Source organism: Pseudomonas fluorescens (genome assembly GCF_900215245.1).
Lineage (GTDB): Bacteria > Pseudomonadota > Gammaproteobacteria > Pseudomonadales > Pseudomonadaceae > Aquipseudomonas > Aquipseudomonas fluorescens.
Genome location: NZ_LT907842.1, coordinates 2,530,889 through 2,557,098, shown reverse-complemented (window position 1 = coordinate 2,557,098; position 26,210 = coordinate 2,530,889). Strand labels below are relative to the sequence as shown.

The 26,210-nt window shown below is 58.1% G+C and carries 34 protein-coding genes; 12 read left to right on the top strand and 22 right to left on the bottom strand.

The window, feature by feature from the left end; all coding sequences use genetic code 11:
• Position 1: 1 nt before the first annotated feature.
• From CPH89_RS11850 to CPH89_RS11760, 20 genes are all read right to left on the bottom strand, one after another.
• Positions 2-499: a hypothetical protein gene (locus CPH89_RS11850; protein WP_232005441.1), complete on the bottom strand. Its 498-nt coding sequence runs from the start codon at positions 497-499 to the stop codon at positions 2-4.
• On the bottom strand, positions 496-2,835 hold the full coding sequence (locus CPH89_RS11845) for a phage tail protein (RefSeq protein ID WP_053253854.1): 2,340 nt from the start codon (positions 2,833-2,835) through the stop codon (positions 496-498). The genes CPH89_RS11850 and CPH89_RS11845 overlap by 4 nt, the downstream gene beginning before the upstream one ends.
• A gap of 8 nt (positions 2,836-2,843) precedes the next feature.
• A complete protein-coding gene (locus CPH89_RS11840; protein WP_053253853.1) occupies positions 2,844-3,368 on the bottom strand; it encodes a phage tail protein in 525 nt (174 codons plus the stop codon).
• Positions 3,365-4,537 (bottom strand): baseplate J/gp47 family protein, encoded by a 1,173-nt coding sequence (locus tag CPH89_RS11835; protein ID WP_053253852.1) that lies wholly within the window; start codon positions 4,535-4,537, stop codon positions 3,365-3,367. The genes CPH89_RS11840 and CPH89_RS11835 overlap by 4 nt, the downstream gene beginning before the upstream one ends.
• Positions 4,534-4,851, bottom strand: a complete 318-nt coding sequence (locus CPH89_RS11830) for a DUF2590 family protein (RefSeq protein WP_053253851.1) — start codon at positions 4,849-4,851, stop codon at positions 4,534-4,536. The genes CPH89_RS11835 and CPH89_RS11830 overlap by 4 nt, the downstream gene beginning before the upstream one ends.
• Positions 4,848-7,208 (bottom strand): phage tail tape measure protein, encoded by a 2,361-nt coding sequence (locus CPH89_RS11825; protein WP_053253850.1) that lies wholly within the window; start codon positions 7,206-7,208, stop codon positions 4,848-4,850. Before CPH89_RS11825 ends, CPH89_RS11830 begins: the two co-directional genes overlap by 4 nt.
• Positions 7,209-7,214: 6 nt before the next feature.
• Positions 7,215-7,358, bottom strand: a complete 144-nt coding sequence (locus tag CPH89_RS30375; protein WP_370881244.1) for a DUF6890 family protein — start codon at positions 7,356-7,358, stop codon at positions 7,215-7,217.
• A 20-nt stretch (positions 7,359-7,378) separates the two neighbouring features.
• Complete coding sequence (locus tag CPH89_RS11820) at positions 7,379-7,666, bottom strand: putative phage tail assembly chaperone (RefSeq protein WP_053253849.1); 288 nt, start codon at positions 7,664-7,666, stop codon at positions 7,379-7,381.
• A gap of 32 nt (positions 7,667-7,698) precedes the next feature.
• Positions 7,699-8,157, bottom strand: a complete 459-nt coding sequence (locus tag CPH89_RS11815; RefSeq protein WP_053253848.1) for a lysis system i-spanin subunit Rz — start codon at positions 8,155-8,157, stop codon at positions 7,699-7,701.
• On the bottom strand, positions 8,157-8,690 hold the full coding sequence (locus tag CPH89_RS11810) for a lysozyme (protein ID WP_053253847.1): 534 nt from the start codon (positions 8,688-8,690) through the stop codon (positions 8,157-8,159). The genes CPH89_RS11815 and CPH89_RS11810 overlap by 1 nt, the downstream gene beginning before the upstream one ends.
• On the bottom strand, positions 8,687-8,893 hold the full coding sequence (locus CPH89_RS11805; RefSeq protein WP_053253846.1) for a hypothetical protein: 207 nt from the start codon (positions 8,891-8,893) through the stop codon (positions 8,687-8,689). Before CPH89_RS11805 ends, CPH89_RS11810 begins: the two co-directional genes overlap by 4 nt.
• Complete coding sequence (locus tag CPH89_RS11800) at positions 8,890-9,108, bottom strand: TraR/DksA family transcriptional regulator (protein ID WP_053253845.1); 219 nt, start codon at positions 9,106-9,108, stop codon at positions 8,890-8,892. Before CPH89_RS11800 ends, CPH89_RS11805 begins: the two co-directional genes overlap by 4 nt.
• Positions 9,108-9,557 (bottom strand): phage protein, encoded by a 450-nt coding sequence (locus CPH89_RS11795; RefSeq protein ID WP_053253844.1) that lies wholly within the window; start codon positions 9,555-9,557, stop codon positions 9,108-9,110. Before CPH89_RS11795 ends, CPH89_RS11800 begins: the two co-directional genes overlap by 1 nt.
• Before the next feature lie 6 nt (positions 9,558-9,563).
• Positions 9,564-10,691, bottom strand: coding sequence for a DUF2586 domain-containing protein (locus tag CPH89_RS11790; RefSeq protein WP_053253843.1), 1,128 nt, complete (start codon positions 10,689-10,691; stop codon positions 9,564-9,566).
• A gap of 11 nt (positions 10,692-10,702) precedes the next feature.
• A complete protein-coding gene (locus tag CPH89_RS11785; protein ID WP_053253842.1) occupies positions 10,703-11,383 on the bottom strand; it encodes a phage virion morphogenesis protein in 681 nt (226 codons plus the stop codon).
• The gene (locus CPH89_RS11780) at positions 11,373-11,822 is read right to left on the bottom strand and encodes a phage tail protein (protein ID WP_053253841.1); all 450 of its coding nucleotides are present in this window, start codon (positions 11,820-11,822) and stop codon (positions 11,373-11,375) included. The genes CPH89_RS11785 and CPH89_RS11780 overlap by 11 nt, the downstream gene beginning before the upstream one ends.
• The gene (locus CPH89_RS11775; RefSeq protein ID WP_053253840.1) at positions 11,819-12,289 is read right to left on the bottom strand and encodes a head completion/stabilization protein; all 471 of its coding nucleotides are present in this window, start codon (positions 12,287-12,289) and stop codon (positions 11,819-11,821) included. Before CPH89_RS11775 ends, CPH89_RS11780 begins: the two co-directional genes overlap by 4 nt.
• Positions 12,290-12,386: 97 nt before the next feature.
• On the bottom strand, positions 12,387-13,112 hold the full coding sequence (gpM, locus tag CPH89_RS11770; RefSeq protein ID WP_053253839.1) for a phage terminase small subunit: 726 nt from the start codon (positions 13,110-13,112) through the stop codon (positions 12,387-12,389).
• Positions 13,109-14,128, bottom strand: coding sequence for a phage major capsid protein, P2 family (locus CPH89_RS11765; RefSeq protein ID WP_053253838.1), 1,020 nt, complete (start codon positions 14,126-14,128; stop codon positions 13,109-13,111). The genes gpM and CPH89_RS11765 overlap by 4 nt, the downstream gene beginning before the upstream one ends.
• Position 14,129: 1 nt before the next feature.
• Entirely contained in the window at positions 14,130-15,047 is a 918-nt protein-coding gene (locus CPH89_RS11760) for a GPO family capsid scaffolding protein (RefSeq protein ID WP_053253837.1), read from the bottom strand.
• Positions 15,048-15,209: 162 nt separating this feature from the next.
• On the opposite strand from CPH89_RS11760, the gene CPH89_RS11755 reads away from it, so the two are divergent.
• From CPH89_RS11755 to CPH89_RS11745, 3 genes are read left to right on the top strand one after another with little or no spacing between them, the layout of a single operon-like run.
• Positions 15,210-17,243 carry a terminase large subunit domain-containing protein gene (locus CPH89_RS11755; protein WP_053253836.1) on the top strand — a complete coding sequence of 678 codons (2,034 nt, stop codon included), beginning with the start codon at positions 15,210-15,212 and terminating at the stop codon, positions 17,241-17,243.
• Positions 17,182-18,042, top strand: coding sequence for a phage portal protein (locus CPH89_RS11750; protein ID WP_053253898.1), 861 nt, complete (start codon positions 17,182-17,184; stop codon positions 18,040-18,042). The genes CPH89_RS11755 and CPH89_RS11750 overlap by 62 nt, the downstream gene beginning before the upstream one ends.
• 56 nt (positions 18,043-18,098) lie before the next feature.
• Entirely contained in the window at positions 18,099-18,347 is a 249-nt protein-coding gene (locus CPH89_RS11745) for an ogr/Delta-like zinc finger family protein (RefSeq protein ID WP_053253835.1), read from the top strand.
• Between the two features lie 78 nt (positions 18,348-18,425).
• Here the strand turns inward: CPH89_RS11745 and CPH89_RS11740 are convergent, their stop codons facing one another.
• Positions 18,426-18,611, bottom strand: coding sequence for a hypothetical protein (locus CPH89_RS11740; protein ID WP_053253834.1), 186 nt, complete (start codon positions 18,609-18,611; stop codon positions 18,426-18,428).
• Positions 18,612-18,712: 101 nt separating this feature from the next.
• Entirely contained in the window at positions 18,713-19,081 is a 369-nt protein-coding gene (locus tag CPH89_RS11735) for a helix-turn-helix domain-containing protein (protein WP_081006314.1), read from the bottom strand.
• 87 nt (positions 19,082-19,168) lie between these two features.
• Here CPH89_RS11735 and CPH89_RS11730 point away from each other — a divergent pair, with 87 nt between their 5' ends.
• The 9 genes from CPH89_RS11730 (at position 19,169) to CPH89_RS11690 (ending at position 26,056) form a co-directional block, all read left to right on the top strand.
• Complete coding sequence (locus CPH89_RS11730) at positions 19,169-19,369, top strand: DNA-binding protein (RefSeq protein ID WP_053253832.1); 201 nt, start codon at positions 19,169-19,171, stop codon at positions 19,367-19,369.
• A 29-nt stretch (positions 19,370-19,398) separates the two neighbouring features.
• A complete protein-coding gene (locus CPH89_RS11725) occupies positions 19,399-19,878 on the top strand; it encodes a YmfL family putative regulatory protein (protein WP_272949988.1) in 480 nt (159 codons plus the stop codon).
• Positions 19,875-20,240, top strand: a complete 366-nt coding sequence (locus CPH89_RS11720) for a hypothetical protein (protein ID WP_053253830.1) — start codon at positions 19,875-19,877, stop codon at positions 20,238-20,240. Before CPH89_RS11725 ends, CPH89_RS11720 begins: the two co-directional genes overlap by 4 nt.
• A gap of 73 nt (positions 20,241-20,313) precedes the next feature.
• On the top strand, positions 20,314-20,547 hold the full coding sequence (locus CPH89_RS11715) for a hypothetical protein (protein ID WP_053253829.1): 234 nt from the start codon (positions 20,314-20,316) through the stop codon (positions 20,545-20,547).
• Between the two features lie 8 nt (positions 20,548-20,555).
• Positions 20,556-23,258 (top strand): toprim domain-containing protein, encoded by a 2,703-nt coding sequence (locus CPH89_RS11710; RefSeq protein ID WP_371850833.1) that lies wholly within the window; start codon positions 20,556-20,558, stop codon positions 23,256-23,258.
• 123 nt (positions 23,259-23,381) lie between these two features.
• A complete protein-coding gene (locus CPH89_RS30580; RefSeq protein ID WP_053253827.1) occupies positions 23,382-23,594 on the top strand; it encodes a hypothetical protein in 213 nt (70 codons plus the stop codon).
• Entirely contained in the window at positions 23,591-24,739 is a 1,149-nt protein-coding gene (locus CPH89_RS11700) for a site-specific integrase (protein WP_053253826.1), read from the top strand. The genes CPH89_RS30580 and CPH89_RS11700 overlap by 4 nt, the downstream gene beginning before the upstream one ends.
• A 175-nt stretch (positions 24,740-24,914) precedes the next feature.
• Positions 24,915-25,454 (top strand): ImmA/IrrE family metallo-endopeptidase, encoded by a 540-nt coding sequence (locus CPH89_RS11695; RefSeq protein WP_053253825.1) that lies wholly within the window; start codon positions 24,915-24,917, stop codon positions 25,452-25,454.
• A complete protein-coding gene (locus CPH89_RS11690) occupies positions 25,451-26,056 on the top strand; it encodes a hypothetical protein (protein WP_141125156.1) in 606 nt (201 codons plus the stop codon). Before CPH89_RS11695 ends, CPH89_RS11690 begins: the two co-directional genes overlap by 4 nt.
• Positions 26,057-26,210 lie beyond the last annotated feature (154 nt).

Sequence of the window (26,210 nt, the reverse complement as noted above, 5' to 3'; positions counted from 1 at the left end):
ATCATTGATCATTTTTCAGAACCGCGCTCAACCATTGTGGGGCATTGGGCCGGCTCGACTCCGCCGGATACCGTTTTGCCTTGGGCCATTCCCTTACCGCCTGACGCCAAGTCAGCAGACCGGTGAACTGCTCAGCCGTAATGGGTGTAGGTCCTTCCAGGTCCCGGGCGTCGCGGTATTGAGAAACGAGCGCTTCCGTGTTTTGCAAACTTGTTTCAGCCCAAAGCCGGGCAAGTACAAGCGGATCTGACTCGACAACAACATCTTCCGCATATTTTGAAAACTTCCCCCCCTCATCCAGGTAGGCGCGAATGGCCTGATACAAAGGCTTGTTGTAGTCCTGGGTAACATGACACCGATTACCGGCTACGGTGACCACAAAAGTTTTGTCCGCTTTAACTGACACGTCGCTGAACATCACCATTACTTCCGCAGGAGGGGCAGATGGTGAATCGTCAATCGGAGCTGCAACCCCGGCATTTTCAAATTCTTCAATCACGGAGCATATCTCCACGCGAAGCCGTAAATTGTTGCTCCGCCACTAAATGAAATTACGGTCCCACCTGGTGCATGACCACTTTTACCAACAACACCCTGACCCGCCGCGTAGTAATGCATGAGCGAATAACACCAGGAGCCGCCAGGTGGGAGCTGTACTGAAGTACCGTTTACTCCGACAGGCATAAAGTTATCGCTATCAGGCCTGTAAAAATTCTTCTCGCCCCACTGCAACCCCATGTCGGAACTGTCTACTTGGGTACGCATGCCTCGGCCTTGACTATCCCAACCGTAGCGAATTTTGTTAGTGGCCTGCCCCGCACCGCCGCCCTGTTCTACGGGCGCGAACCCAAGCTGTGGTTGAAGGTAGTAAACCTGCCCATTATCTTTATGACGAAAGTAGGGGTAAGCCGAGTTACCACTTGCAAACCCTACCGTAGATACAGAATCCCCCACAGTCCTGAGCATGAGCTGTTGGTTAGTCTGCTCGATCGTGTAGGCATTCGTGATGCCATACGCCTGTAAGGAATTACCCTTATTTGCCTTGTCATCAGGGTTGAAGTTCCAGGCGGACCAAACTACGCCAAGATCAAGATTATCAACGGTAACCTTGAGTGCATTACCACTCCAACCAATCTTAATAAGATTTCCTAGCTGCCCGATCCCTGTGCCCTGTTGAACCGGCGTATATCCCAGCCTCGGTTGCAGATATTGAATTTGCCCATCTGTCTCTCGCCGAAAGTACGGAAGGTTTAAATCTCCCCCAGCAAGGCCGGCAGCAGTGATGCCGTCGCGGATAACGCGGTAATTAATCTGCTGATTAGTTTGATCAATGGTATAGGCATCCTTAATGCCGTATCCCGCGAGCGAATTCGACTTATCCGCTTTGGTGCTAGGATTGAAGCTGTATTCGGTCCAAATCCGACCTAAATCAGTAGCGTCAACTGTTGCCTTGAGCCCTATATCAGACCAACCAATGAACACACGGTTTGGCGTTTGGCCGATGCCACCACCTTGTTTTACAAAAGTGTCGTATGCCGCATTTTTGGTGTATGAATCGGTAATGCCATAGCCATCCAGGGTTGAAGGATTACCTCCCGCTATGACCAGCCCTTTCGAGTTAATGGTGACTTTGGTATACGCCCCCGCCACCGCGCCACTATCTGCAAGAGTGAGAGTCACGTTGGCGTCAGCTGAACCGTCAAATGTCGCGCTGCCGGTGGCTGCGCCGCTGAAAATGAATCTGCGCGCAGTTACCAACTTTATTGCCCTACCGGCGGCGGTGGTTCCATCCACCAACGCATTAATGCCGGCGTACAGATGATTACGCACGACCTGAACCATACGGGTTGTAGCGAGAATCCAAGGGTCATCCGTACTTGAATCACTGCTGATGGCATTCGGAATTTGCCCCAGCCCCACGTCATCCTTTGTCGTGGATCGAGCGCGTAACCCCGGATAATCGCCAGTACGAGCGGCCAGGTGCTTGATCAACTCGCCGGCGATCGGCTCAACGGCTCGCAGATCGCTAATCGCGGCGGTCGTTGGTAACTCCGCAATGGGCACCAGGTAATGCCGTACACCTGCGCTGTCGGTGTAGTCCTGCTTGTCCCAACCAAACACAACCTGGAACGTACCGACCACATCGCTTAATTCGCGCTGCAGGCGTACGTCAAGCCATGCAACGTTAGGGATTGAAGGAACAGCAACAGCTTGGGCGCCTTTTAGCTCCAGCCGAACACCTTCAACATAGGCAATGCCAGGTTTCAGGCTGTACGCACTGCCCACTTTTTGCAGTTCAAGCGCACTGCCGTGGAAGCAAGCGCGCCCGAAAACATCGCGATTGCTCAAGCGCTCGCGCTCATCAATGCCGCTTAGGCGCACAGTGAAGTCATGCTGCCAGGTGCTGGCATCGATCTTGATCCCGGTCAGCGCTTGGGCGCCGTCAAACACCACCAAAAAATTACGCGTCACGTTATTGCCGATCTGACGCGGCGGGATGTTTCGCCGCTTTTGCTGTACCGGCAAATACGCCACGGCCAGCAACACGTTTTCACTGGTTTCGAGGCCGATCCAGTTGAAGTCAAAGTCCCCAACGTCGCTACCGAGCATCAGGCTATAGACCACCTGGTTCGGGTTCACGAAACCTTTCTGGGTTACGTCATAGGTGCCGACGATTTGCGCCGGCGCTGGCTTGCTCGCTGTTCGATCTACGGCGGCGTTGGGGTCAAGCCCGGGCACGTTGGCCAGGACAAATCGGGCAACGTTTAGAGATTGTTGTGCGCCGACTTTCTGCGCGATCAGGCTTTCACCTGCAAGGGTAATGCTGGCTCCCATGGGGGCTCCTACAGGCTGGCGACCAGCGTTTGCTGGTCGTCGTTGAAGTCCACCGCGACGATGCGCAGTGATACGGGGGTGATGGTCACGAAGTCATAGCGCCGGCAGGTGCGGCCGTACTGTTGAATCAGCACGCGCATCAGCTCCGGGTTTTGCGACAGCTGGGAATCGGAGAGGCGCAGCAGCACCACGTCCCAATCCCGATCGGGTAACCGCTCGTTGATCTCGACATAGCCAACGCCCAGTCGCTGCAGGATGCGTTTGAGACCTGCCGTGCTGCCGGCGTCAACCGCGTTGATGAAGGCGAACTTCACCCGCAGTCGGTAAAGGTTTTCCGGCTCGTCTTTGAAACGGCTGATATCCCGCTGCCAGGCCAGCAGATCGAGGATCGTTATGTGGCAGGTGTCCGCGTCCATCTGTAGGAGCGGCCATTGCAGCCAGCCTTCGACCTTGTCCCACCAGGCCTGCGCGGCCGCTTTCAACTTGGCCAACTGCGGGCCGTCCAGCCAGAAAGGCAAATTCAGCTTAATCATGCCGGCACCACCTGCAGGGTTTTGATCCTGGGAATGCTCAGCTCTGACACGATGTCGGCATTGTCAAAATGCAACGACTCGATGCCGGCGAATTGCTGGTGAAGTTCTTCCCCCAGGCGGCTGAACGAGAACCGCGACTGCGGATAGGTCAGTGTGGGCTGATAGTCGCCGGTGCCGCTCTCCCGAAAGGCCGCACGGATGAATTGCCCAATTTCCGCCTGCAGTTTTTCGCGCTGCTCGACGGTCAGCAACGATCGTGGCCACCAGGTGAGGCTTAGCGCGTGCTGTGTCTCAGGCATGACCATCACCATCAGGTCATCACCGTGGCCATGGTTGCCTTGGTCGCGGATATGCGCGTTGATTTGCTCCAGGTACGTCGCCGCCGGCACGTCTGCATCAAACAGCACATAGGCATTTGCGCTGCCTGGGCCCCGTGGTGCGCCGTGAAGGAAATACACACCATCCGGCCGCACGCCTGGGAAGGCGGAAATCATGGCGCGGTACACCGAGTCGGTGTGCCACTGGTTGACCGCCGAGAACTGGTTCCGCGTGCGCAGTCGCAGCTGATCGTCCGGCTCGGGGTCTGCACCTGGTGCAATCAGCCAACCGTCCGCGTTCACCACCTGGGCGATGCCGGCAATGGGCACGGGGAGGATCGCGTAATAACCCGGGGCCAGGTTGTAACCGCTGCCCACTTCCTGGGCCTCTACCGGGACTTCCAGCTGCAGCACGCCATCAGCGAAGTTCACGGCCTGGGTCGTGGTCAACTGGTAGATATGGCCGTTGATAGCAGCGGACTGCACCAGGACGCCGGCGGGCAACTCAAGCACGCCGCCGGCGACATTCCGGGTAAAAAGCAACACACCTTTGGCCTTGGTCGCCCCTTTGCGCTCGACGTTGACCGCCCAGGCCAGCATGTCCAACCACTTACCCACAGCGGTTTTAACAAAGAAATTGGGCAAAACCGTGCCGCTGACAAAGTTGATCAGCCACAGCACCGGCTTAGTGACCAGCGCGGTGATAAGCCGCCAGAACGGCGAATAGGCGCTGGTGTTGCTCAGCTTGCTACCTTGCGCGGCGACTTCCTTTTCCCAGGCCTTGCGCAATCCATCTTCGGTGACTGGAATGCCGCTGTCTGCCAGTGCCTGTTTAAAATCTACGTCGCTCACAACGTCACCTCGATGTCGCCAAATTTCAGCGTTTTCGCCGTGACCAGGTAATGGCCTGACTCCACTTGTTTTATCAGCGCCGTGCCCGGTACCAGGCGCTCGTCGGCCTCCACCAACAGTTCCAGTTGCTGGATGCAGTCGCGCTGACGCAGACGGCTACGCTCGGCCACCAAGGTGACCAGCAAGCCGCTCTCGCGGATCATGTGCGCGATGTCCTGGGCAATGCTGGCCCTGTCCTCGATCAGCAGCGGCTGACGCGACGGGTCCAGTACCAGGTCGTTGTCCATGATCAGCAGGTCGATGTATTCGCTCATCCGCCCACCGCCATGGCCAACATGCCTTCCAGCTCCAGCGGGTTCATTTGCTTGCCGGTGTGAATGTTGACGTTCTCCACATGAGTGCCCTTGTTCTGGGTTTGATTGTTGTTCTGGATGCTGGCCAGGAAGCCGCCCCGGGGCACGGCGTCAGGCCGTTTCGGAGACAAGCTTGATACCGAGCCGTTGATGCGCTGCTGGCTTTGCTCGGCCTTCTCCGTGGGAGCGGGAGCGGTGACCAGGGGAGGCGTCTGCAGCGGCTGCGGGATCGTCAACTGCGGCCCGATCGGCGCCGGCGTTTGCACCGGTGGCACAGCCACCAGCTTGGGCAACGTGCGCGGCAATTCCTTGGGCGTGTGGGGCTGTGCCACCGGTGCCAGGACCTGGGACGGAAGCTTTGCCGGCGGCTGCAACGCTGCAGGTGCGGATACTGCCGGCGCCGGGGCCAGTACCAGTGCCGGCGCCTTTGCTGGTGGCTGCAACGCTTCCAGCGTCGGCATCACCGGCGCCGGTGCTTTAGGCATGGGAGCCAGCACCAGGGGCGGTGCCTGAATCGACTGCTGGGGCGCGCTTACCAGTTGAGGCAGTAACGGCGCTTCGACCTGCGGGGCGCTGATGGTTGGAAGTTCTGGCGCCGCCGGCATGTCCCCGAACGCCGCTTCAATGTTCACGCCGGGAATCTTGTTCAACATCTCGATCAAGCCATTGATAGCGCTTTTAAAGACGTTGACGATGGCGTCCCACGCGGCGCTGGCCATGTTCGACCAATTGCCCATCGAGTCGAACCACTCCGACAGCGCAGTCAGCTGGCCCCTAACCCACTGGAACGCCTCGCTGTTGAGTAGTGCGCTGGTCCAGTCGTCCCAATAGATGATCGCAGCCGCCACGGCCGCGACCAAGGCCACAATTCCGATCACGATCCAGGCCACCGGGTTGGCCAACAACGCGGTGTTGACCAGCCAGATCGCGCCTTGCCACAGCAACATCGCGCTTTTGACCAGGCCCATCCAAGCGACCATCAGCACCAGGCCGGCCACGAACCCCACCACCATGACGGTGTGGTACAGGAACATGGCGATGCTGCGATAACCCGACCAGGTAAGGGCATTCCACACCACGACGGCCCCCAGCCACGCCATTTTCGAAAGCCCCACGGTCAGCGTAAGCAACGACATGGCGGCGGTAATCGCCAGGAACGACAGGGTTACGATCCCAATCAAGCGCGTGATGTTGGGGAACAACTGAGTCCAGCGGGTTAACGTGCTGGCAATCCCCACCAGGCGCTCCATCAGTGGGGTCAGGATCGGGATCAGCGCCTGGCCGAAGGCAATGCGCAACGCCTCGACAGCGGAGCTAAACTGCTGCCATGGGTCCACCATGTTCTTGGCCATCCGCTCGGCGTTCTCCAGGCCGCGCACATTGCCCAGTCGCTCCATGCCGTTTTTCAGGCGGTCGGTGTCGCCCATCAGGCTGCTGATCAACCGTGCCGCTTCGCCACCGAAAGCATCGCGCAGCTTTGCGCCGTTGGCCTCAATCGACAGGTCTCCAAACTTGCCTTTGAGCTTGTCCAGGATGTCCATCATCGGCAGCAATTTGCCCTGCTGATCCACGAACTTCATGCCGAGTTTTTCAGAGGCAGCGCTGACGTTTTCAAAGAACGATTTGTAGAGGCCGCCAGCCTCCCCACCGTCCATGGTGCTGCCCAGCGTGCCCAGCACAGCCATTTGCTCAGCCAGGCTTACGCCGGCGGTGCTAGCCAGGCCACCGGCAGCCTTGAACGCCTCTCCGATCTGTTCGCCACTGGTGCGAAACAGCTGCACGGCCGTGGCCGTCTGGCCAGCCAGGGTTTCAACCCATTGGCCTTTGCCCATGGCGTCGGCCTGGCCTTTGAACAGGTTGTACATGGTGCCAACGTAGGTGCCCATGGTGTCGGCGTCGGACTTGGTGGCCTTGGCCAACACGTTGCTGGCATTGGTGAAGGTGGCCAGCTGACTGCCAACCAACCCTTTGATGGCGCCCTCGATGTGATACGCCGAGGCGACAAAATCCTTGGCGTTCTCGCCGTAGGCCACTGAAAACTCCAGCGACTTACGGTTCAGCGAGTTCAAGGCGTCTTCGGCCACGTTCAGCGATCGGACCTCGCCCAGAGCGCGGTTCATCTCCAAGGCGGGTTCCATGGATTGGGTGATACCGACATAAGCGCCCGTGATGCCCGCCAGACCAAAGCCCATGGTTTTGATGTGCTTTTCGCTCTGTTCGGCCAGGTCGGAAAAGCCGGTTTTGACCTTGCCCATTGGCGCCGTGACCTTATCGGTCAGGCTCAAAATAAAGGCCAGGCGGGCGCTTTTGTCAGCCATCAGTGTTTATCCGTTGAGTGCGTAGGCAATGCCATTGGCAATGGCGATTTCCATGCGGCGCCAATGCTCGTCCTCCAGCCACTTGGCCGTTCCCATCACCTCGGCGGTGGGCTCGGCACCTGGTAGCCAGCGGCCGGCCAGGGCCACCAGTTGGCCCAGGCCGTTTTCGGTCAGTCGTTCGGCGTGGTCGAGGGCTTTTTTACGGTGATTTCAATGTCCGGGCCGTACTCTTCCAGAAGCGCGCCGGCCAGTTGCATGACAAGCACCGGGTTACCCAGCTGGGACTTGAGGGTGGCGCGCTGTTCCTGCTTAACGGTGGTCACCAGCAGGTTGTTGGCTGGTGACACCTTGTTGGCCTGGGTGACTGCGTTGAAGTACTTCGTGACGTCCTGCGGGGTCAGTGCGAAGGTGAATTCCTGCTCGCCTACTTCCAGGGTGATATCGCGTGTATCGGTCATGAGTGTTGCTCCGTTCAAAGGTTGGGTGTCAGTTATGGTTGGCGCGGGCAAACCCGCAGGGCATGGTCTTGCAGGCCCAGGATCATTTGCCGGCTGAGGGCAAGCTGATCTCTGAGGGTGAAATAATCCGATCGAGCGTCTGTTGTGAGTTCGGCGGTGGCTGCATCAGCCACGCCGCCGGCGCCGGCACTGGCGGGCACTGGGGCGCTGCAGGTGGCGTTGAGGCGCAACCGCTTACGGCCAGTAGCAACATCAAGGCGCAGAGCATCGTTTTCAGCACGTTCATGGTTCAGTTCCTGGGTACGTTGAAGGTCGATGGCGTCACGCTCAGCCAGCATTTCGCCGCTGATCCGCGCCGCCTCTCGCAGGCCGTTCACTTCAAACAGCGCCGCGTCACGCTCGATTCGTGCGGTGTCGCGCTGGCCCTGCAGCAGGTCAAAGCCGAACCAGGCCACCAGGCACAGGACCAGGATGAAAATGCCTTCGCGCATCACAGGCCCGCCTTACAAAGCTCGGCCTCGGCCAAGCGGCGGTTATGCAAACCCCGAACAAATACCTTCTGGCCATCAGGCTTGCTGATGAAGGCCCAAACCGGTGTTTTGCCGTCAGGTGCCCAGGCAAGCGCCTGGCAGCCCTCTTTTATGCGGCCAGCATTGATCAGGCCCACGGCGCGACTGGCGCATGTGCTGGGCGTGCCGAAGTTGTGGCCATGGCTGCTCAGGGCGTCGAACGTGTTCTGGTCCACGTCCTGATTGGTGATGCAGTCGGCCAGCTGCAGTTGGCCTTTACTGATCACCAACTGCTCCACCTCGTTGCAGCGCGCATCCGACCAGTAGTCACCGACAACCACCGGATACGGGCTGGTATGGCCGGTGATGCCCTTGCACACGGTTGGCAGCCCACGGGCCAGCTTGTCGGCATAAACCATGTTCTGGCCGTTGCCTTCCCAGGTGCCCAGGAACACGACGAGTGTGGAGCTGCAGAGCGCGATGGCGCCGGCGGCGATCTTGCCGCGCAGGCTCATGGCTTAACCTTCCAATCGCGCAGCATCTGGCGATACTTGGGAACCAACAGCAGGATCTGCAGCACCATATAAACGGCAGTCAGCATGTAGGCGACAGCCGACCAGTCGATGGCTCCTGTCGCCCCAGTGGCGGCTACACCGATCGCAGGTGACGCCTTCGCCAGCGCGATGGCGGTGTCCTGGGCCGCCTGATTGGTGCTCATCGCTGCACTCCTTTTTCGAAAAAAGACTGGCACGGGACACAGCGGGTCTTGCCGCCGAGCGCCTGGCGCGCTGCCGGAATCTCGTTACCACAGTCCTGGCAGTGAGTAAGACTTGGGCCCGCTGACTCACGCCGGGCCTGGGCCAACTGGGCGTTGATAGCCTGGTCCCGCTGACGTTGTTCCAGGGCTTGGGCGCGATCGAACGGGCATACCATCAGCTAATGCCCTCGATCTCGGTGGAGTCCAGGTAAGGCACACCGTTGATGCGGATAAAGTCCGGGCTGGTAACCTCAAAGGGCACCTTGTGCTTGGTCTTCTCGCCGCCCTTCGGATCAATGCTCAGCAGGCTGGAAATCTTCAACTTGCAGCCGAAGGCCTCGATGCGCAGCTCGTCGTCGCCAGCTTTGGCGAAAAACACCACGTCGAACGCATCCAGCTTGCGAAAGCTGCCGGCAGTGCGCGCAGCTTCGACCACCAGGTTAAAGTTGGTCGAGTCCAGCTCAACTTCACCTGCCGCCGCCACGTCGCCGTCGACGTACCCATCAGGCACGCCCCGGGTTTGCGCGGTCTTGCTGTTGTCGGTGATATCCAGGGTGCAGCTTTCGACGTGTACCTGCAGATCGCCCAGGTTCACGTCAAAGTTCTTGCCGCCAATACGTGACATGGGGGGTTACTCCGAATCGTCGTTGGAAAGGTCCAGGGCGATGTTCGCCGTGAGGTCTTTCGGGCAGTTGTGGGGCTTGAGCTTGATGTACGCCTCGACGGCGGTTTTGCTCTTCCAGGTCAGCACGATGTCGCCGTCTTTCGGCGTCTGGATCTCTCCCGGGAACACCTGGCCGGCGAACTTGACCGACTTGGCCATCTGGCGCAGTGGCGCCATCAGCGCGTTGACGTTCACGGCCATGCTGTTGGGGGTGTTGTTCAAGCGACGATCAGCCACACGACGGATCAGCAGCGGCCGTACCTGGCGCGCCGCCTTGTCTGCCAGACGCAGATATTCGACTACCTGGTAGTCGCTGCCGGGGGTGTCCAGCATGTTGCCGTCGCCCCAATACACGCCGGGATAGTCCGGGTAGGTCTGGGAAACAGAAAAGCGGGACTTGTCCAACTCGGCGCGGATTGCGGACGGCAGCGGCACGCCCTCTTTATCCACCGGCACACTGCCGAGACCGGTTACGGCACCGGTGGCCACACGCATTGGGCTGTCGGCAATACTCACGGCAGCGTTGGCCAAGCGACCGGCCAACACGCCCAGGTCGTTGCCGTGCAGCTGCGGCACCACCATCACGCGCGGCGCTGCCACGTTGGAGGTAATTGCCTTTTGCTCGGCCACATATTCCGCCCAGGACTGCAGCACTGTCGGGCTGGCAGTTGCGGCCATCACAAACAAGCGGCGGCCGTAGACGTTATTAACCAGCACAGCCGCGTCGTGCATGGCCGCCAGGTCGTCGCCCTTGGTCACAGGCTGGGTGATAACGACTGCCTCGACCGAAAAGCCCTGCTGCTGGCAAGTCTCCAAAGAGGCGCGCCAGTCGGTATCGGCCAGGATCGGTGCCGCCAAACAGGCCCAGCGATCGCCGCCGTTCAATCGTGCGGCGGTGATCTGGGTTTTCAGGTCGCTGGCAGCAGTACCCAGGGCGGCATCGAGGTCGCTTTCAGTATTGAGCGGCACCAGTTTGCCGATGTTTTTGGGAGCGGTTTTCGGGCCTGGCCCGATGAATAGGAAATAGCGCTCGATCTCAGTCACGGCGCCTTGGCCCAGATTGAGATTGTTAACGCTGACTGTGCCAAGTGCCATGCTGTGCCTCGTTAGCGGGGTGAATTAAGGATTTGTTCAAAGACTTGGTTAACCAGCTCGCGGGTTTCGCCGCTGGTTTCCACGCCGAGGAACTGGCGTTTTGGCAGGGTGATGTCCCAGCTTTGCGCGCCCGTTTTCTCTGTTTGTTCGTCGTTCAAGATGCGGATCAGCAAGCCGGCCTTGGCGTAGTTCACATGCTCTTGAATCCATGCCACCGAAGGCCTTGCCAGCGCCTTTTTGCCCTTCTGGCGAACACGGAAGCCCAGCCGGCGCAGGCGCTTAGCCTGTTTGTCGGTGCATGCAATACCGGGCGGGACTTTGTTCCAGCGGCGCATCTGCGCAGCGGTGCGCCGTTCGCTGACGCCGTTGTGCTGCTGGGCGGCGACCCAACGGGTTAACGCGTTTTTCCAACCCAGCTCGGCTTCATCCGAACTGACGCGGGTGACCTGCAGCAGCTTGGCCAGGCCGGCTTCCATCTTCTTTTTGCCCTTGGCACTGCCCTTGCGTTCAGCGAACGGAGTGCCGTCGGTGTTCTTCTGCTCACGCACACGCTTACGGCTCATCGTCCGCACACGTGTGGTCACTCTGTTCAGTAATCGCCGGCGCAGCTGCGGCGGCAGCTCAAGCAATGCCAATTGGGCGTCGACGTCGAGCAAGCCCCTGATATCGAGGTTGAGCGGTTTAACGGCCATCGCTGCCCACCTCACCCTGCTCGGCAACCCATAGGTCGAATGGGACGAACGCCCAAGTCTTGCCGAACGCTTCAATCTCGCCGGCGGGATCTTCGGCCAGGTACTGCGGCTCGACGAATTCCAAGGACAGCTCCACGTCGAAGCTGTCCTGGTCGAGCGGTTCGACGGTGAACATCGGCGCCGGCAGTTCGTGGCGGTCGCGGTCGGTGTCGTGGGTTTCCAGCCAACTGCCCACCAGGGCCATCAGCCTGGCCGGATTGCCGGCGAAGCGTTCCAGGGAGAACACAGCGCGATAGCGCATGTCAGCCATGTGCAGGCCGTTGCGGTCGGGTTTCCAGATCAGCTCAAGACTGACCTGCTCGGTCCAACTGTCGAACTGCTCAGGCTCCACCAGGTTGCGGGACATCAGGTAGGCGGTCAGCGCCTGCAGCTGGATCACAGCAACGCCGCCGTGATGCGGCCACGGCCCTGCAGGGCACGCACGGCTTGCTGGCTGAAAGCCAGGAAGGTTTCGGCACGCTCGGGTGCTTCCTTGCCGGTGTTTTCGGCGCTTTCACGGCGGGTAATGGTGGCGAACTGGGGCAGCGAGTTACCCTTGGCGCGGCAGTACACAGCACGCTTGTAGAGCGTGACCTTATCGGCATAGCCCCATTCCGCCGGGGTGCCCACGCCCGCCACTGCTACCAGGCTCAATACGCCGGCATCCTGCAGCGTCGCTTTCACGCGGGCCAGGTCGGTGTTCACCTCGACCATGGCGGTGCTCAAAGCGTCGGCCAGCAGCTCTACCAGGTACTCCGCCGGCAGGCGTTGTTCCTTTTGGAATTCGGATACAGAGAGGTCTGGCCAGAAGCCGTCGTTCTCGATCGTCAGTTCCACAAAGGTGGTGGGTTTCCCAGAAAAGCTCATTGCTGGCCGCTCAAATAGGGCGGGGAGCCTGTTTTCAGTGGGACGGTCCATAAATAGGCGGCTCACTTCCACAGGTCCCCGCTGGGGGGGTAGTCGGTTATTCGGACGCCGGGGTAGCGGCCGCTTGTTTTGCCAGGGCCTTGCGGACCTTTTTGATGCGCGTGTCGTTGCCGGCCTGCGCGTACAGCTGAGTGGAGCGCTCCAAATGCTTGAGCGCGGTTTCCCACTGCTCGGCCTCCATGGCGCGCATGCCAATCAACTTGTGGTACTTGCTGGGGATCTGCTCTGTCAGGTTCCACTCGCCGTCAACACGCGGCAGCAGGTCGGACAGATAAGGCTCCGGGCTGCGCTTGGCGTTGTATTCGGCATAGGCCCACTCGCACACGGCGTCAGCAACAAAGGTCTGGATGTCGCGGCGCTTGAAGCGCTCCGGCATTTCCTGGCCCTGCTCCATCAGGAAGTCGGCCAGCTCCAGGGCGTCTTCGAACTGGCCGGTGTCGAACAGCCAGACCATCACCTGCACCGCAACGCGGTTGGGAAAGTTCAGCCCCGATTCGCAGTAGCGCTGGACGTATTCCTGGTACTTGGGCAGCAGCTCCTCCCGCTTGAGCGACTGTTTGCTGGCCAGGTTCTTGAGATCACTCAGGCGCGCCAAGTCCTGGTCCAATGCCGCTTCCTGCAACAGCAAGTGTTTGCGTGCGTTGGCGGGGCTGCTCAGGGCGTCAGCCGGGGTGTAGGCCAAGCCTGCAGTAGCGGCGAGCGCCGCTACTGCAGTGCTGCCCAAGGCCAGGGTGCGGCGCTTGTGCGCCAGGGCCAGGCTCACTTCACCAGCTCCACGTTTTCAGTGAAGGCGATCTTTTCCAGCTGCTCGATCACGTAGCCTTCGTTGCGGCTGTTGTAGTCCTCGACGCGGGAGCGTTTTGGGTTCTCGATGGTCTGCTTACGCCAACTGGTGTCCTGGAAGTAAATCGAGAGGTTGTCCCAACTGGTGACCAACACGGCGTTGACCGGGAAGTTCGGCACGCTGAACGCCGGCAGACCGCCGTAGGTCGCAATGACCTGCGCGTTTTCAATGCGCTCTTTTTCGGTCGGGGTATCGCCCTGTTTGGTGTACAGCTTGGCCTTGTCAGCGGCCAACAAATCGGTGCCGATAATCGCTACCAGGTCGCCGTCTTCGCGCAGGATCTCGTCCACCATCTGCTTGGTGTCATGCACCAGGGCATCAAGGTTGGCGTAGTCGCCACCGGCGCCCAGCGTGACCTTACCGGCAGTCTTCCCCTCTTTGAGCACCTGCTGTGGGGCCTGCTCGCGAAGTTGCTGCAGCCAGCCTTTGTTCACGTCCTGCAGCTTGGGGAATTTCTCCAGGTCGGTCTGCGTAGCGGCGTGGGTGCCATGGAAACCGATAACGATTCGGTCCTGCGCGATGCGCTTCTGCACTGCGGCGGAATAGCGATCTTTGAAGTCAGGAAACTTCGCCCAGGCATCGATCTTGGCGTATGGAAGGCCCACGTCCGACTGGGTATCAGCCAGTTCGTATTGGGTGTTGTCCAGCGCCGAAGCGTCTTTGGCTTCGCGATCGGTGGTCTTTGTATTGGTGCGGCCAGTGACAGGACCGTTCACGCCGATGAAGACTTTTTCGCCCTTGATCTCACTCACCGGAACGACGTTGATACGCTCCAGGAAATCAGCCTTGGCGGTAATCGCGTCGTTCAGCTCCTGGGCGATCGTGGGTTCCACACTGAACATGCGGCTCGATCGCTCGACGCCATAGGCTTCGGCCATCGCTTCCTGCAGCTCGGCATATTGCTTGGCGCCACGGGCGCTTAAAGGCTGGGCCATGTCAGAGCACCTTACGTCGTGGGGCGGCTACAGGACCGGGGTTGCGTGGCAACTGGCGACCTGCGGAAGTGTTCTGCAGCGCGGTGAAACGCTTTTCCAAAGCCGCCATGCTCGCCAACAGTGCCTTATTCGTAGCCGCGCCCTTTCGGCTGAACTCACGCTCTTCTTCGGCTGTAGTGACGATCTCGTCTACGGCCGTGCTCACATCGTCGATTGGCGCCTGGTCGGGTTCCGGTGCATCTGCGGCGGCGGGTTCAATCACAGCCTGAATGCCGGCAGCGACGACAAGCAGCTGCTCCAGCAGGGCTTTGAGGGCCGTTGCGGTAGCTTCATCCATTGGGGTTTTGCTCTCAGTTGGGGTGGTGGGTTCGGCGGGCTCGGCGTCAGTGGCAAAGCGCTTGAACAGGCCAGTGAGCAAGCCGATCAGCTTGCCGACCTCGCTCTGCGGTTCGGCTTCAAGGGAGCCCAGTTCGACGGAGGCGGCATAAAACGAGTTTTTGTGGGTTTTCTTCGAAAAATAGAGTTCCTGGGTTCCCAGGCTGGCCGGCTCATCGGTGACGCCCAGACCTGTCAGGTAGGCTTTTCCGCTGCCTGCGAAGTTCGGTGTGATCTCAATGCTGGAGAACAGCTTTTGGCCCTGATCATTCAGCTGCAGTAGGCGATCATTCGGCTTGAGCTGTGCCTCCAAGGCGATTTGCCCGGGCTCCAGGTCTTCGCCCTCCTCCACCAGACGCACCGCAAAGACGGTGCCGTGGGAACCGCTCCAGCGTTCGTGGTCGCACCAGATAACCGCCGTGTATCTGGACGGCTTGTAGGTTTCAGCGATATCGCGCAGTTCCTGGGGAAGGATCTCGCGACCATCGGCGGTGGTGCCGCTGGTGGCGACACGTTTCCAGTACGAAACAAGGGAACGGGGCATGGGCGATAACTGCGCTCAATCGTTGAATGAGCCGCCACGATAGGGAGCCGCCAAGCCTCAAACAAACGGTTCAAATGCGCGTTTCTCCTATATCCGCGATATAGGTGAATCACGGAATTTAACCCCGCGTTTCCAGCGTTTTCGCCGCATAGACTGCGGCCCATGTACTACTCGACCGAAGTTAAAGAAGCCGCCAAACGCCTGTTTCTGCGCCGCTGTAAGGCAAAGGAAATTCAGGCGCAGCTCAACCTGCCCAACATCCGCATCGTCTACTACTGGATACGCCAGGGCGGTTGGGAAGACATGCTGTCGGATGAAGAACCGCTGACGGCCGTGGGCCGGCGAATCACACTCCTCCTGGACAAAGCGGGCAGCCTGACCAAGGACGAACTCAACGAGCTGGACAGGCTGACCACCGTGCGCGAACGTCTGTTAAAGCAAGCGGCCAAACCGTTGCCAGCACCGATCGGGGAAACTTCCGGCGAGCCACAGGAAGGCCGCCAACGGCCGCGTGGCGATAGCAGCGGGAAGAAACGCGAGAAGAAAGCCAAGAACGACATTAGCGGGCTGACCGAAGTCGACTTCCTGGATAAGTTCATCAGCAAGATGTACCGCTATCAGCAGGAGCTGTTTGCCGCGAAGCAAAATCCGCTGACGTGCCGAATCCGCAACATCCTGAAAAGCCGCCAGGTGGGCCTCACGTACTACTTCGCCGGCGAAGCGTTCATGGACGCCGTGCTGACAGGCGACAACCAGGTGTTCCTGTCGGCCAGCCGCTCGCAGTCTGAGATTTTCCGCAGTTACATCATCCAGTTTGCAAAGCAGTGGTTCGACATCGAGCTGACCGGCAACCCGATCACGCTCAGCAACGGCGCCGAGCTGCGTTTCCTGTCGACCAACAGCAGCACCGCTCAGGGCTACCATGGCCACGTCTACGTCGATGAGTATTTTTGGATACGTGACTTCGACAAACTCAGCACCGTGGCCAGTGCCATGGGCACCCACAAGAAGTGGCGCAAAACCTACTTTTCGACGCCCAGCGCGGTCTCGCACCAGGCGTACCCGTTCTGGTCGGGCGAGGAATTCCGCAACAGCAAGCGCGGCAAGAAGGCCGGCGGCACCTGGCCCACCGAGGCGTCATACACCCAGGGCGCATTGTGTCCCGACGGCCAATGGCGCAAGACCATCACACTGGACGACGCCATCGCCGGCGGCTGCGATCTGTTCGACCTCGAACAGCTGCAGCTGGAGTACGACGAAGACAAATTCCAGCAGCTGTTCTACTGCAAGTTCATCGACAGCAGCCAGAGCGCGTTCGGCCTAAAAGACCTGGAGCGCTGCTACTCCGACCTGTCGTTGTGGGAGGACTACAACCCGGAGCTGGACCGGCCGTTCGGCAACAGCCCTGTGTGGCTTGGCTACGATCCAAGCCGCACCCGCGACGACGCCACATGTGTGGTGGTCGCCCCACCACTGGAACCCGGGGCAAAATTCCGCATCCTGGAAAAACACAGTTGGCGTGGGCAGTCGTTCAAGTACCAGGCCGACCAGGTCAAGAAACTTACCGAGCGTTTCAACGTGCAGCACATCGGTATCGACACGACCGGTATCGGCTACGGCGTGTTTGACCTGGTGCGCGACTTCTATCCACGTGCGACCGCGATCCATTACAGCCTTGAAACCAAAAACACCCTGGTACTCAAGGCCCAGGACACGATCCAGGGGAGCCGCATCGAATGGGACGCCGGCTGGACCGATATCGCCCAAGCGTTCCTGACCATCAAGCGCGGCACCACCAGCAGCGGCCAGGTCACCTACAGCGCTTCACGCACTGACGCCACCGGCCACGCCGACATCGCCTGGTCGATCATGCACGCCCTGTTCAACGAACCCCTCAACACCAACAAGCGGCGCCGTAGCCGCTACGTCACGAGCGGAAACAATGCCCAAGCAACGACACAAAAAGCCCCAAACCAACCGACCGGCGCGACAGCCACAGCCCATGCGGGCGTACACGTTCGGGGAACCCGAACAGGTGCTGTCCGGCAACATCGGCGAGTACCTCGGGGTGTTTCTCAGCGACGACGGCGAGATCTACAAACCGCCAGTATCGCGGGCGGGTTTGGCCAAGCTGCTGCGCGCCAACGCGCATCACGGTGCCATTCCCAAGTTCAAGCGCAACCTGCTGCTGCGTGAATTCATCCCGTCCGAAGGCTGCAGCACGCAGACCATGGGCCGGGCCAGCCTGGACTACATGGTGTTTGGCGAAGCGTATTTCTATCGCGATACCAACGCCTTTGGCGAGGTGCTGGAGATGCAACACCTGCCGGCGATCAACATGCGGGTGAAGGTCGACGGCGGATTCAGGATGTTGCTGCCAGACAGCAAATACATGGACTTCGACCAGGACGAAATCGAACACGTCTTGGACTACGACGTGGAACAGAACATCTACGGCGTGCCTGACTACCTGGGCGGCCTGCAGGCGCTATTGCTCAACGAAGCTGCGACCCTGTTCCGTCGGCGGTACTACAGCAACGGCGCGCACGCGGGATACATCTTCTACACCAACGACCCGGACCTGACCGAGGAAGACGAAGAGAACCTGCGCGCCCAGATCAGCGCCAGCAAGGGCGTGGGCAACTTCCGCTCGATGTTCGTCAACATCCCCAATGGCAAGGAAAACGCGATCCAGATCATCCCCGTGGGCGACTTCCAGGCCAAGGACGAGCTGGAGAAAGTGAAGAACATCACCCGCAATGACGTAATCGCCGCCTGGCGCATGAATCCTGCCCTGGCAGGGATCATCCCGGAGAACAGCGGTGGCTTTGGGGATATCGAAAAGATTGATCGTGTGTACACCAGCAATGAAATCAGACCAATCTGTCAGTTGTTCAATCAGCTAAATGGCACATTGCGGCATGACAGGATTATCAGCTGGAAAAAACCGATAATTTCAGTTGATAACACTGCAACCTCAATCAAAAGCAGCTAATACCACTACAAAATGTGGCAAAATAGTGGCGACTGGCTGCCCTGGGGAGGGACACAATGAGAGTTGTATGCAAATGCGGAAACAAGGGCCGGATTGCGTCTAGGGAAGAGCTATCGAGGGATTTTGCCAAGTTGTACTGCCAGTGCCTCGACGCAAAGTGCGGGCACACATGGGTGTCGAATTTGACGTTTTCGCACACCCTCAGTCCCTCCGCCCAATCCTACGAAAGAATGCTGTTTGATCGTTTGAGGGATATGCCCAAGGCGAAACAGCGGGAGCTATTTGACCAACTTGGGGCCGCGTGATGGGGACGGAAACGCCGACCTATAGGGCCGGCGGACAGGCTACGTCTATAGGTCTGTTGGTGGCTTAGAGGGGACGAGTCAACTCGCTAGCGCTTCTTCTGGAACTGTCGCGAGTGCCTCGGTAAGGCGCCTTAGTTGCTTACGATCCTCTTCATTTAGCTGACGATACAACTCAACAAAACTACGTTCAATTTTGGAAAGAGCGAGCCATTCAAATTCGTGGAATTCCACACAGCCGCGTTCATTGTTCGTGCGATCCAACATGCTTACTACTCCATAAAATGCATTGCTGAATCGACGTTATCGGGGCAGGAAATCGCTTTAGAACTGGGGAGAGCCGAATGCGATACAAGTTTTGTTACAGGTTAATTCGAGCTTTTTGCCACATCGTCAGCGATCGCCTGAACAAAACGACGCACAGATTTTTGGTCATCCGCCGGAATGCTTCGGTACCGTTTCACCAACACTTCTTCGTCCTCAGTCAACTCCCCAACTGGAGTAGGAGTACGTACGCCTGTGACGACGTAAAGGATGTCGAGACCTACAGCATGCAGGGCTTTCAGATAGGCGGAATCGGGGCGCCGCTCATCGCGCTCATAGCTACCTTGAGTATTTCGAGTTACGCCGCCGATCTGCGCCATTTCCTCTTGTTTAAGGCCCAAACGACCTCTTTCTTCACGCAAGCATTCGCCCGCACTCAAATCTGGGAATTCTCCCGATGACAAATTTCTCAAGCTTTAGCCCCTTTACAGGACAAATAAACTGGTCATAATTGGCGCCGTATAAACACGAATCCACACGAACGCACACGAGCGAACACTATGCCCGCCACCCTTACACCCGAGCAAGCCCGGGAGGCTCTGGATCGCAAAGGGATGAGCATTGCGGAGTTCTGCCGCACTCATTCACTGAATAAGAATTTGGTCAGCGACCTTTTGAACGGTCGTAAAAAAGGTCGCCGGGGGGAGGCACATCGCGCCGCCGTGTTACTCGGTATCAAAGACGGCGTGATTTCACAGTAATGGCCAGGTCTCTGAGGGAACAGCAGAAAATGAAAAGTCAGGTTCTAAAAACACGTCGCGAAGTCGTCAGCGCAATTATTTGCTCCTACAAAGGTGGTCGCGAATGCGCCGCCGCTCGTATCGGCTTGCAACTGAAGAAGTTCGACAACCACGCCTACGAGAACAACAACTGCCGTCCGTTGACGGATGCGCAGATCTTCCAGCTTGAGCAAGTCACCGGCACCCAGCATTTGGCCAACTACATCGCCTCAATGTACGGCGGCATGTTTGTGCCGGTGATCCACCCGGACAGCCTCGACAACGTAGAGATGTATTCACGGGCTATGCAGAGTTCCGCCAAGCAGGGCACGGTCGACCAGATCATTGCCCAAGCGCTGGAGGACGGTGTGATCACCGAGAATGAAGCAGAGCTAATCGTTAATGCTCATACCCTGCACATGGCTGCACGCACAGCCGAAGTGTATGCCGCTATCGATCTTTATCGCGCCAAATCGGGGAAAGCTCAATGACCGCTCAGACCAACACCCAGGACTACCAGGAATGCATGCAAAGCGCCGCACTGGCGTTCCTTGAGCGGCACCAAGCCGAACACCTCGCCGACCTGTCCGCGCTGATCAATCGCACGATCGATCACCTGGTCATCAGTTTTGACGTTACCGAATCGGTTGCAACCAAACTGGTGTCCCTTGCCCACATCGAGCTGACGGAAATCGCTTTCCGCCAGCGCCTGCTCCTGGACTACAGCACCGACACCGTCGTGGTGATCAAGGATCCAGTGAAGGGTCATTGCTGGTCTGTTCCAGTCAGCCTGATTTATGAACGTGTCCTGAACACCCCGGACAACGTGCGTTTGCGCTCCGCAAACTCGTAACACCAACCCAACCAATCGCCTGCCCCACGTCCCATGGGTTTGGGTGAGCTGCGCCCGAAATCGAGGTTTAACGATGGCAAACGCCGTAATTGTCACCACTCAACTGCCCCCGGCCGAGGCCGAGGCGTTGCTGGCCGCGCTGCGTGAACAGTATCGCTTGAGCCTCAACGAGCACTGGTACGACGACCAGTTCCGCCTTGTTGCGGACGGTCTGCGCCACGGCGCAATTCTCGCCCACGTCCCTGTGATGGCAGCACAAAAACGCCTTATGGCCGCCCTCTCTCATAGCCTAAAGGCAGCGAAGTAATGTCCACGATGAAAGATGATATCCGCGCCCAAGTCATCGAGCGGTTGCAGTTCGATTTCGACTTGAAGGTCCGTACCGGCTCCAACTATATGCGCGGCGGCACTTGCCCAAAATGCAAAAAGAAAGAGCTGTACGCCCGCCACGACAACCCTTGGCAGATCCGCTGTGGCCGGCCTGAACGCTGTGGCCACATTGAGCATGTGAAAGACCTGTATGACGACCTGTTCGAGGACTGGAGCAAGCGCGCACCGGCGACAGACAACGATCCGACGGTAACAGCGCGTGCATACTTGGAGTTTGCACGCGGTTTCGACGTCGGGACGTTGACCGGCTGGTTCACCCAGGAAAGCTACGTAAACCACGAAACGGGCGAATCCAGCGCCACGATTCGGTTTCCTCTACCAAACGAGGGTTATTGGGAACGGCTGATTGATCGGCCCGCTCGCTTCGGCAAGATGAAGGCTCGCTTCAAGCCCAAGTACAGCGCCTTAGGCCACTGGTGGTGCCCTCCTACTGTCGACCTAGCCACCGTTGAAGAGCTGTGGATTGTTGAGGGGATATTTGATGCCGTTGCCTTGCTGCACAACGGGATCAATGCTGTGTCCGCGATGTCGAGCGTCAGCTATCCCGCACACGCCCTGGAGCAACTGGCAGAACAACGCAAAGGCAACCTCCCTCGCCTGGTATGGGCTCTAGACAATGAGCCTGCGGCCCGCGGCTACCTGCAGCGCTGGGTAAAGATGTCCCGACAGCTTGGATTCAACTGTGCCGCTGCCCTGATTCCACAACGCGATGGCCGCAAGGTTGATTGGAACGACCAGCATCAGCGCTGGAGCTTTGAAGAAGCTGACAAGCGCGATCAGCGCCGCAGCCGAGACCTTGAAATTGCACGCCACGAAGGTGACCTGCTATTGGCACCGTCGCCACGCGATAAGGCCATCCTGATGTACACCTGGGAGGACGCCACATCCGAATTCCACTTTGAGTTCGGGAGCAAGATGTACTGGGCGAAGTTCGACCTGTCGAAACTGGAAGATGAACAGCGCGCTCTTCTCAACAGCGAGGATCACGACGACCAACAGCTCAACGACAGGCAGGCACGCAACAAGGTGCTGGAGTCAGTCTGCGGACTAAAACTGATCGCCAACTGTAATTTCCAGGCTCTGTACAAGCAGGTAAACGAAGTGACCGGCGACGCCTGGTTCTATTTCCAAGTGGATACCCCGAGCGACAACGCCCCCGAAAAACACACGTTTACCCCTAAGCAGATCTCCTCCAGTAGCGAATTCAAGGCGCGCCTGATGAACGCCAGCGCGAGCTGGCTGGGCACCCAAAAGCATCTGGACCAGATCATCGTCCGTCAGACGGAACGCTTGAAAACCGTCGAGACGATCGACTTCCTCGGGTACAGCAAAGAGCACAAGGCTTACATCTTCAACGACATCGCGGTGCAGGGTGGGAACGTCTATAAGGCCAACGACGAAGACTACTTTGAGTTTGGCCAGGTCCGCGTCAAGTGCCTAATGAAGTCGATCAAGATCAACATGGCGAGTACTTCGAAGGGCTATTGCGACGACTGGCTGCCCAACCTCTGGTTGTGCTTCGGGGAGAAAGGCCTGGTAGCGCTGACATACTGGTTCGGCTCCCTGTTCGCGGAGCAGATTCGTGCCGACTACGAAAGTTTTCCATTCCTGGAGATGTCTGGCGAACCCGACTCAGGCAAAACCACGCTGATCAAATTCCTCTGGAAATTGTTCGGTCGCCTCTATGAGGGTTTCGACCCGGCCAAGGGTTCTATTTCCGGTCGTAGCCGAGCAATGGGACAGGTGTCGAACATCCCCCTGGTACTGCTGGAGGCCGACCGTAACACCGATGCAGAGAACGCTAAGTCGTTCGAATGGGATGAATTCAAGGACTACTACGGGGGCGGTCTTCTGCGAACCCGAGGTGTGAAAAACAACAGCAACGATACCTACGAACCTCCATTCCGTGCATCAATCGTCATCGCACAAAACGCCGGCGTGTCGGGCCATGAAGCGATTCTGAGCCGGATCACCAAACTGTACTTCGCGAAACCCAACATCACCGAAGAAAGCCGCAAAGCAGCGGACTCCCTGGTGCAGACCGAGGTAGGGGACGTCAGCCATTTCATGGTCAAGGCAATGAAGGCTGAGCCGCAGGTGATGGCGCGTTTCGCCCAGGCCTACCCGAAGTACCGGGCCGAGTTGTGGGCAAGTAAAAAGCTTTCGTCGGATCGCATCATCCGCAACCACAGCATGTTGCTTGCACTGGTCGACTGTCTGCAGCTAGTGCTGCAGGTGCCTGAAGACATGATGCGCGAAACACGCAAGTACATCGCCGGAATGGCCAACGATCGCCAGGCGGCGATCACCACCGACCCCCAAGAGCTGAACGACTTCTGGCAGGTGTACGACTACCTCGAAACTCTTCCAGGTAGCCCGCTGGTCAACCACAGCAAAAACCCTGGCGTCATCGCCATCAACCTCAACCAGTTTGCAGAGGTCGCCCACGAACACCGCCAACGTATCCCCGACCTTGCCACCCTGCGCCGGATGCTCAAGGACGGACGAACACACAAATTGATTGATGCGAGCAAGCCAACCGAAAGCGCTATTCGCGCAAACCTGCAGGCGCGTACACCGCTGCAACCGGTGCCTCAGTCGGTGCGGTGCTGGCACTTCAAGGCTTGAGGCGTACTCCATAAAGAGTTACCGCCCCCATAGATCCAGCAGTTTGCATCCCAACTTCTAATAACCATGCCCCGGTTGTAGCGCTAGACTGCACGGGGTGCTGCAGCTTAAAGAGGGCTAGCAATGAACTCCCGATCGGACAACGTCCTGATATTCACCGACCTGCAGCGCATTACCGGCTATCAACGCCGGTCTGATGTTGAGCGGACGCTGATAGACCAGGGCGTTCGCCTATTCCGTGGCCGGACAGGGCCCTGGACAACGCTGGACCTTATCAACCAAGCCGCAGGCATGAAGCCTGCCGCTGCAGAGCGATACGACGCCGACATCCTATGAGGAAGGCAAGGAAGCGGAAGCACAACCCGCACATCCCCACTCACATCGACCAGGCCGCTCTCCCAGCGGCCGTTTACTTCGACCAGCGAAACGAAGGAGTCTGGTACACCCTTCATCGCGACGAGACGGGCACACAACGCAGGCGCAATATTGCGCCGGCTAGCGTTTCGCTGGCAGAACTGCACGTGATCATGGATGAAGCTTCCAACGTCGACCGGGGAACGCTCCGCTACGTTTGCGCTCAGTTCCACGACAGCGATCGGTACAAGAAGCTGAGTTCGAAAACCCACGACGACTACTGCTATTCCCGCGATGTTCTTTTGAACATTCCCACCAAGCTGGGAAAACCGCTGGGGGATCTGGCTGTTCGGAAGTTCACCTCTGCCCTGGTGCAACGGATCGTTGACCGACTAGCGGACGAAGGCACGCCATCGAAGGCCGCTCACGCTCTACGCTACCTACGCCGTGTACTGCAGTGGGGCCGTAATCGAGGCTTCCTGGACGTGAACCCTGCCCTGGGCATTGAAGCGCCCGTAGAGCGCAAGCAACGCCGCCTACCGAACCATCAGGTCATGGACGCCCTTATCGATCGGGCAATCGCCAGGGGGCTGCTGCATCGCAACGAGAAAGGCGGCTGCCCCGAATACCTAGGCTACGTCATGGAGTTGGCCTACCTCTGCAGATTGCGCGGCATAGAGGTCGTGACCCTTACAGACGAAAACGAGCTGGAGAGCGGGATACTGACCAACCGTCGTAAGGGCAGCCGCGACAACATCGTTCGTTGGACGCCACGGCTACGCAAAGCCTGGGACCACGCGAAGGCCTATCGAGCCAAGATATGGGCCAAACGCAAAACCGCGATTCCGATCATGCCGTCACGGCGGAACATCATTGTGGCCAGCCATGGCGGTCCACTGCGCAAAACCAGCCTAGACACAGCTTGGCAACGCTTCATCACCCTGGCGCTTGCAGACGACTTCATCACCCCGGAACAACGGTTTGCCCTGCACGACCTGAAACGACGCGGCATCACCGACACCGTGGGTAACCGAGCGGACAAGCAGGAAGCCAGCGGCCACCGCGATCCTAAAATGATGGACGTCTACGATCACAGCACCCCCGTAGTCTACCCCTCGGGCGAATGAAGCAAGCTTGGCGAGGGACAAAAAGGTATACTGTATGCATAAACAGTAGTAAAATACCTTGCTCCCTGAAAAACCTTGTGTTACGACAGGGGGTATAAAATTCATAGCTAATGCATATATACTCTCGCGCCGCTCGAAACGAGCCGTTTGAGAGCGAGGCAAAGGAGGCTAAGAGATGATTATTTCCACGCAAAAAGCAGTTGAGTTCGCGAAGCATGCGCTCCAGCTCGCCTGGGATGGCAATCTCCCTGTCAAGCCAGATGTGATCGCGCAAGGCCTCGTGATCTTTAGAAAAGACGAAACGACAGGGGATTCTAAAAACATCCCTATCAAAGTGCGGGCACTTAATTCGCAGACCTTGAATGCGAGTGGGCAAGCTTCGCTTGAGAATACTGAAAATGGGTATGTTTTTTTCTGTGACTACAACTCAGAAGAAATCAGTTATCGGAACAGGTTCACGATCGCTCACGAGTTGGGACATGTCCTACTGGGTCACGTGAACGAAGGAAACCCTAGAGAGCGCGACACCACTTTCGGGAACTACAACCCAGTAGAGCGGGCAGCCAACATATTTGCTGCTGAACTGGTAATGCCTGAAATGAAAGTGAAAGAGCTATTCAGGGGCGCAAGCTCAGTTCAACAGCTCTCCGAAATTTTCGGGGTATCCAACGCTGCAATGTCCTATCGACTTCAAAATTTGGGTCTAGTTAGATGAGTGAAAGCGATATGGAATTCGGTGCAACCGACCTGGGGGGGCCGAAAAATGCCTCTCCGAGCCAAGCCACTACTCCTGACGCAAACCTTACTAATGAACTCATCCGCAGGAAGGTATATAGCCGTTGGTTCGCATTGTGCGCCCTTGCGGTGATGATGATTTCGGCGGTGGGATGCCTGGTCTTTTCGCTCTACGTGGGTAGTCATTACCTCAATCAAATCGATAGAGACACAGAGAGAAGGATCAAGGCAGAAGAAACTGCTTTGGTTGAGAGTCAAAAGCATGACGTAGCTGCACCACAAAAAAATGGTGAGCCCGGTAAAAATCAGGCAAAAGAAAAAGCCAAGGCATCAACGGCTCAAAGCGGTAGCATCGTAACCGCGGAAAATCCTTACCTGAAATTCTTTGCACCACTGATTCCTGCATCGTTCTCCTCAGCCCTTGCAATAATTTTGTTCATCACCATTGCTCGTTTCGTAACGAACTTTGAGCGAATGGGTAGTGAGGGCAAGGATCGAGATCAAACTGAGGACTACGGCGCGATTGCTGCTCTCGTGCAAGAGATCGGGAAGCTTATTCAAAATTTGCGAGGCAAGGGGTAGCGTCACGTCGTGATGTTTATCGAACAGAAGCCGCTAAACGCGGCTTTTTTGTGCCTGCTCCGTACGCCGCTCCGGCTCCCTTGCTCAGTTTTTACTCCCACGCGGCTAAGATGCACGTAACAAGAGAAAAAGGGCTCCCTGTCCACGGGGTATT

Bases quoted from the DNA above. Each gene is read 5' to 3' on its own strand.
- CPH89_RS11815 (WP_053253848.1), bottom strand. From the start codon at position 8,157: ATGCGCGAAGGCATTTTCATCCTGGTCCTGTGCCTGGTGGCCTGGTTC.
- CPH89_RS11725 (WP_272949988.1), top strand. From the start codon at position 19,399: ATGAAAAGTCAGGTTCTAAAAACACGTCGCGAAGTCGTCAGCGCAATT.
- CPH89_RS11760 (WP_053253837.1), bottom strand. From the start codon at position 15,047: ATGCCCCGTTCCCTTGTTTCGTACTGGAAACGTGTCGCCACCAGCGGC.
- CPH89_RS11765 (WP_053253838.1), bottom strand. From the start codon at position 14,128: ATGGCCCAGCCTTTAAGCGCCCGTGGCGCCAAGCAATATGCCGAGCTG.
- CPH89_RS11695 (WP_053253825.1), top strand. From the start codon at position 24,915: ATGATTATTTCCACGCAAAAAGCAGTTGAGTTCGCGAAGCATGCGCTC.
- CPH89_RS30580 (WP_053253827.1), top strand. From the start codon at position 23,382: ATGAACTCCCGATCGGACAACGTCCTGATATTCACCGACCTGCAGCGC.
- CPH89_RS11785 (WP_053253842.1), bottom strand. From the start codon at position 11,383: ATGGCCGTTAAACCGCTCAACCTCGATATCAGGGGCTTGCTCGACGTC.
- CPH89_RS11830 (WP_053253851.1), bottom strand. From the start codon at position 4,851: ATGAGCGAATACATCGACCTGCTGATCATGGACAACGACCTGGTACTG.
- CPH89_RS11730 (WP_053253832.1), top strand. From the start codon at position 19,169: ATGCCCGCCACCCTTACACCCGAGCAAGCCCGGGAGGCTCTGGATCGC.
- CPH89_RS11790 (WP_053253843.1), bottom strand. From the start codon at position 10,691: ATGGCACTTGGCACAGTCAGCGTTAACAATCTCAATCTGGGCCAAGGC.
- CPH89_RS11690 (WP_141125156.1), top strand. From the start codon at position 25,451: ATGAGTGAAAGCGATATGGAATTCGGTGCAACCGACCTGGGGGGGCCG.
- CPH89_RS11740 (WP_053253834.1), bottom strand. From the start codon at position 18,611: ATGTTGGATCGCACGAACAATGAACGCGGCTGTGTGGAATTCCACGAA.
- CPH89_RS11700 (WP_053253826.1), top strand. From the start codon at position 23,591: ATGAGGAAGGCAAGGAAGCGGAAGCACAACCCGCACATCCCCACTCAC.
- CPH89_RS11810 (WP_053253847.1), bottom strand. From the start codon at position 8,690: ATGAGCCTGCGCGGCAAGATCGCCGCCGGCGCCATCGCGCTCTGCAGC.
- CPH89_RS11720 (WP_053253830.1), top strand. From the start codon at position 19,875: ATGACCGCTCAGACCAACACCCAGGACTACCAGGAATGCATGCAAAGC.
- CPH89_RS11840 (WP_053253853.1), bottom strand. From the start codon at position 3,368: ATGATTAAGCTGAATTTGCCTTTCTGGCTGGACGGCCCGCAGTTGGCC.
- CPH89_RS11710 (WP_371850833.1), top strand. From the start codon at position 20,556: ATGAAAGATGATATCCGCGCCCAAGTCATCGAGCGGTTGCAGTTCGAT.
- CPH89_RS11845 (WP_053253854.1), bottom strand. From the start codon at position 2,835: ATGGGAGCCAGCATTACCCTTGCAGGTGAAAGCCTGATCGCGCAGAAA.
- CPH89_RS11755 (WP_053253836.1), top strand. From the start codon at position 15,210: ATGTACTACTCGACCGAAGTTAAAGAAGCCGCCAAACGCCTGTTTCTG.
- CPH89_RS11715 (WP_053253829.1), top strand. From the start codon at position 20,314: ATGGCAAACGCCGTAATTGTCACCACTCAACTGCCCCCGGCCGAGGCC.
- CPH89_RS11820 (WP_053253849.1), bottom strand. From the start codon at position 7,666: ATGACCGATACACGCGATATCACCCTGGAAGTAGGCGAGCAGGAATTC.
- CPH89_RS11775 (WP_053253840.1), bottom strand. From the start codon at position 12,289: ATGAGCTTTTCTGGGAAACCCACCACCTTTGTGGAACTGACGATCGAG.
- CPH89_RS11825 (WP_053253850.1), bottom strand. From the start codon at position 7,208: ATGGCTGACAAAAGCGCCCGCCTGGCCTTTATTTTGAGCCTGACCGAT.
- CPH89_RS11805 (WP_053253846.1), bottom strand. From the start codon at position 8,893: ATGAGCACCAATCAGGCGGCCCAGGACACCGCCATCGCGCTGGCGAAG.
- CPH89_RS11745 (WP_053253835.1), top strand. From the start codon at position 18,099: ATGAGAGTTGTATGCAAATGCGGAAACAAGGGCCGGATTGCGTCTAGG.
- CPH89_RS11795 (WP_053253844.1), bottom strand. From the start codon at position 9,557: ATGTCACGTATTGGCGGCAAGAACTTTGACGTGAACCTGGGCGATCTG.
- CPH89_RS11800 (WP_053253845.1), bottom strand. From the start codon at position 9,108: ATGGTATGCCCGTTCGATCGCGCCCAAGCCCTGGAACAACGTCAGCGG.